We start from the raw sequence: 4,092 nt of genomic DNA on the forward strand, positions 1-4,092 counted from the left end.
TACTCTGTCAGGATAGTTGCATCGCTTGCGGCCCACGAGGCGACGCAGGCAGAGCCGATCTGGGGCATCGTTCCGACCGCGATGTTCAACATCTTCGATTTCAGCTGCAATCCGGAATCGCTGCGGAACTCAAGGATCGTTGCATCCCCAACGAAGGTCATGTTGACGATGCGCCCTTGAATTCCACCTGAATTGTCTGCGGCCGTCATGTCGAGCCGCAAATGTTCGGGCCGCACGCAAAGCGTGGCATCCCTGTCCGCATCGGTCCATGGCGCCGCGGGCAACCTCTCGCCTGCCGCGCCGTGAGCGACGCCTGATCTGAGCGTGGCAGGGATGAGATTAACATCACCGACGAAACTCGCCACGAACAAGTCCGCTGGCCTGCGGTAGATATCCTGCGGTGCAGAGACTTGTCGTATCCGGCCCTCATGCATCACCGCGACCCGATCGGACATGGCGAGCGCCTCATCCTGATCGTGCGTGACGTAGACCATCGTCTTGCCGACTTCCTTGTGCAGCGTCTTGATTTCGTTTCTGAGATGCTCGCGCAACTTCTTGTCCAATGCGCCCAGGGGCTCGTCCAGAAGAAGGACGGGCGGGTCGAATACCAAGGCCCGGGCGATCGCAACTCTCTGTTGCTGCCCGCCGGACATCTGATGCGGGTAGCGCGAGGCCAGAGCGCCAAGGTGCACCTGGTCGAGCACGCGGCGCACGCGCTCTTCGACCTCCGCCTTGGGCAGACGCCGCATGCGAAGCGGATAGGCAACGTTCTCGGCGACCGTCATGTGCGGAAAGAGAGCGTAATTTTGGAAAATCACACCGAGTTCGCGACGGTGGGGCGGCAGACGCGTGATGTCCCTGTCATCCAGCAGCACCTGACCATTGTCCGGCATCTCGAAACCAGCGATCATCATCAGAGTCGTTGTCTTTCCCGAGCCGCTCGGACCCAGCAACGAAATGAACTCTCCAGGAGATATGGAAAGGCTGACATCGTCGACGGCCGTTGCGCTGCCGTAACGTTTTTGAAGGTTATGCAGCGCGATACTTCCGATCTTCACATCAGTGCCGCTCAGCCCGGTCTTCATCAACATTTCGGCTCCCTAGAGTAGTCCAATTACTTCGTTCATGCTTGATCTATCTGCTGAGTTCGCGCCTCAGCTGATCTTTCGGCGACGCAACATAGCACCGACGATAATAACAACCGCTGCAAACAGCATCTGCAGCGTAGCGACGGCCGCAATGGTGGGATTTATGTCCTGCTGGATACCCTCCCACATGCGCATGGGCAAAGTCGTGAGCCGTCCGATTCCCAGGAACAGCACGTAGACGACGTCATCGAACGAGGTCAGGAATGCAAAGAAGCTGGCCACAAGGAATGCCGGCAGGACGAGCGGCGCGATAATGGTGCGGAAGGTGGCCAGAGGCCCTGCGCCAAGGCTGCGGGCTGCCCGCTCGTAGGTCGGGTTGAGATCACGCAGATTGGCAACCACGATCACCACCACGTAGGGAATCGCATGGACAGCATGACCGAGCGCCAAGCCGAACTCGGTACCCTGAAGCCCCACCCGTGCCAGCAGGAAATAAGTCGCGATCGCCACGACAATGGTCGGCATGATGATTGGCGAGAGCACAAGTGCGATCATCGCGCCGCGACCGCGGATGCGACCGCGCGATAGGCCGAAGGCAAGCATGCCACCGAGCAGGGTGCCCATGCCGGCCGCCATCAGGCCGACGCGGATACTGGCGAATGTTGCGCGTAACCACTGTGCATCGGAAAAGTAGGCTTGGTAGTTCCGTAGCGAGTACCCTGGCAAGGGGAAGACGAAATAGGAGGACGAGCTGAACGACAGGTAGGCCACGATCAGGACGGGCAGCAGCAGAAGAACGGCCAGGACGATAGCCAGCATCGTAACCCCTTGACCGCCCATCGAAGGGAGCCAGCGATCGAGCGCGTTGGTTGCGGAGCCGACGCGCATAAGCCACTGCGTTCCCATCTGGCGTCGCGCTGTCTTGGAGCCGCCTTGGTCATCGGAGAAGCCCAAAAGCTGCTCGATCGGGAAGAAGCGCGAGCCGATCCACAATATACTCAGGACGACCACCAGGAGGAGCATCGAGAGGGCGGAGCCAAAATTCCAATTTAGCTGGTCGACGACCTGGGAGCTGATCGCGCTGGTGATGGTCAGATCCGACAAGCCGCCAAGCAATGCGGGCGTGATGTAGAAGCCGAGACAATAGATGAAGACGAGCAAGATTCCTGCGATAAGACCGGGCAGGCTGAGCGGCAGAAAAATCGTCAGGAAGGCGGAAAGGGGGCTCGCACCGTTAGCTCTTGCTGCGCGCAACAGCCTCTGGTCGATGCCGGACATGACCGTGACCATCGGCAGGATCATGAGCGGCATGACGATGTGAGTCATGCCAATGATCACGCCGAAGCGGTTGTAGAGCAAGGGGACAGGCTGGGATATCCATCCGAGTTGAAGCAGGGTCTCGTTGACGACACCGCTGCGCCCGAGAAGAACGATCCAGGCGAAGGTCCGCGCCAGAACGCTGGTGAAATACGGCAGCACAACTGCGATTAGCAGGAACGTCCGCAGTGTGGTCCCACCCGTTGTGAGCGCGTAGGCGACGGGATAGCCAAGAAAAAAGGCCAGCGCAGTCACCGAAACGCTGATCTCCAGCGTCGTGCGCAAGACGGTGATATAGGCTGGATTGGAGCCGATGCGCAGAAAATGAGATAGCGTCCAGTTCGGCATCCCAAGTGATAGCAACAGAAGCTCACCGAGCGGCACCACGAAGAGCACCGCGAGGAAGATGCATCCGGGCAGCAACAACCAGGCCCACGGCGTGGGCCGGCTTGATGCCGAAGCGCGTGAAGATTCTGGCCGTCCGGTGATTGCAACAGAACTCATTGTGCCCGCCATGCCAGCCAGCGCTCCTGAAGGTGATCTAGATTGGTCCTGCCGTCCGGGCGCTTCGCCGTGAGCCAGGCGGAGTCCTCAACGATGCACTTCGAAGAGTTCTCCGGATTTACGGCGAGCAGCGGGCTCAAGTCGGCCGGCAGATATTTGAGCTGGTTCGTATTCGGTGCGGCATAGCCCGTGCCTTGCGACCACGCAGCCGCAATCTGCGCCCGGTTCATGAAAGCGAGAAGCTTCTGCGCGTTCGTTGTGTTGGGCCCTCCCTTCAGAATCACCGAGTAAGCGTAGTTCAGGCAAGCACCATCCCAGACAAGCTTGATCGGTGCGCCCTGGTTGATCGCGCTCACCAGCCGGCCGTCATACGCAGCTGTCATCGCGTACTCTCGATTGATCAGCAGTTGAGGTGCTTCGCCCCCGGCGGTCCACCACTTCGTGACATGCGGCTTGATCTCGTTGAGTTTTTCGAACGCGCGATCCAGCTTGTCGTCAGTAAGTGGCCAAACATCCTTGGGTGCAACACCAGCGGCGAGCAGCGCAGGCGGACAGCTAAACTTGGCTTCGGTCGCGTAGAGCCCGCGCGGTCCCGGGAAGTTCTTAACGTCCCAGAAATCTACCCAACTCTTCGGGCCACTCTTCGGAAAGGCGCGTTGATCGTAAGCGAGCGCCATCGCGTACAGGTATCCTACGACGGCGTCCTTAAACCGAGCCTGGGCTGGCACTCCTTCGACCGATTCATCATCCCAAAGGCCATAATCGATCGGCACGAACATCCCGGCATCATGCATATCGGGGTATGCCCGCGCAGTAAGGGTGGTGAGGTCCCAATCTACACGGCCCGCCTGATGCATCGCCTTAATCAGAGGCTCGGAGTTTTGCCCTGTCACGCTGACGACCTTGATACCGGTTGCTTTCGTGAATGGATCAAAGACATTTCGCTGAGCGCCCTCTGTGAAAGAGCCGCCAAAGCTGAAATAGACGACCTCGCCACTGCCCGCGAGCTTTTCCTCCGCCCAAGCTGTGGTGACTTTGGCGAAGAGCGGTATGCTCAACAGCGCTGCCGTCGATCGAAGTAGCGAGCGTCGGCTCAGGCCACCAAGCGCATGGTCACTGGCATCCTGATCACGCATGACGTTCCCCTCCTTTAAGCAAGACTAACCCGTTCCGCGCATAATAT

General features: G+C 59.2%; 3 protein-coding genes. All 3 read right to left on the reverse strand.

What is annotated here, in order from left to right:
- Positions 1–1,091 (reverse strand): ABC transporter ATP-binding protein (locus OWC48_RS45705; RefSeq protein ID WP_282525881.1); only part of this gene is annotated, 1,091 nt, incomplete at its 3' end.
- A gap of 63 nt (positions 1,092–1,154) precedes the next feature.
- On the reverse strand, positions 1,155–2,921 hold the full coding sequence (locus OWC48_RS45710) for an ABC transporter permease subunit (protein WP_282525882.1): 1,767 nt from the start codon (positions 2,919–2,921) through the stop codon (positions 1,155–1,157).
- Positions 2,906–4,045: an ABC transporter substrate-binding protein gene (locus tag OWC48_RS45715; RefSeq protein WP_282525883.1), complete on the reverse strand. Its 1,140-nt coding sequence runs from the start codon at positions 4,043–4,045 to the stop codon at positions 2,906–2,908. Before OWC48_RS45715 ends, OWC48_RS45710 begins: the two co-directional genes overlap by 16 nt.
- Positions 4,046–4,092: the final 47 nt, after the last annotated feature.

The sequence above is a fragment of the Bradyrhizobium sp. Arg816 genome (assembly GCF_029989365.1).
GTDB lineage: Bacteria > Pseudomonadota > Alphaproteobacteria > Rhizobiales > Xanthobacteraceae > Bradyrhizobium.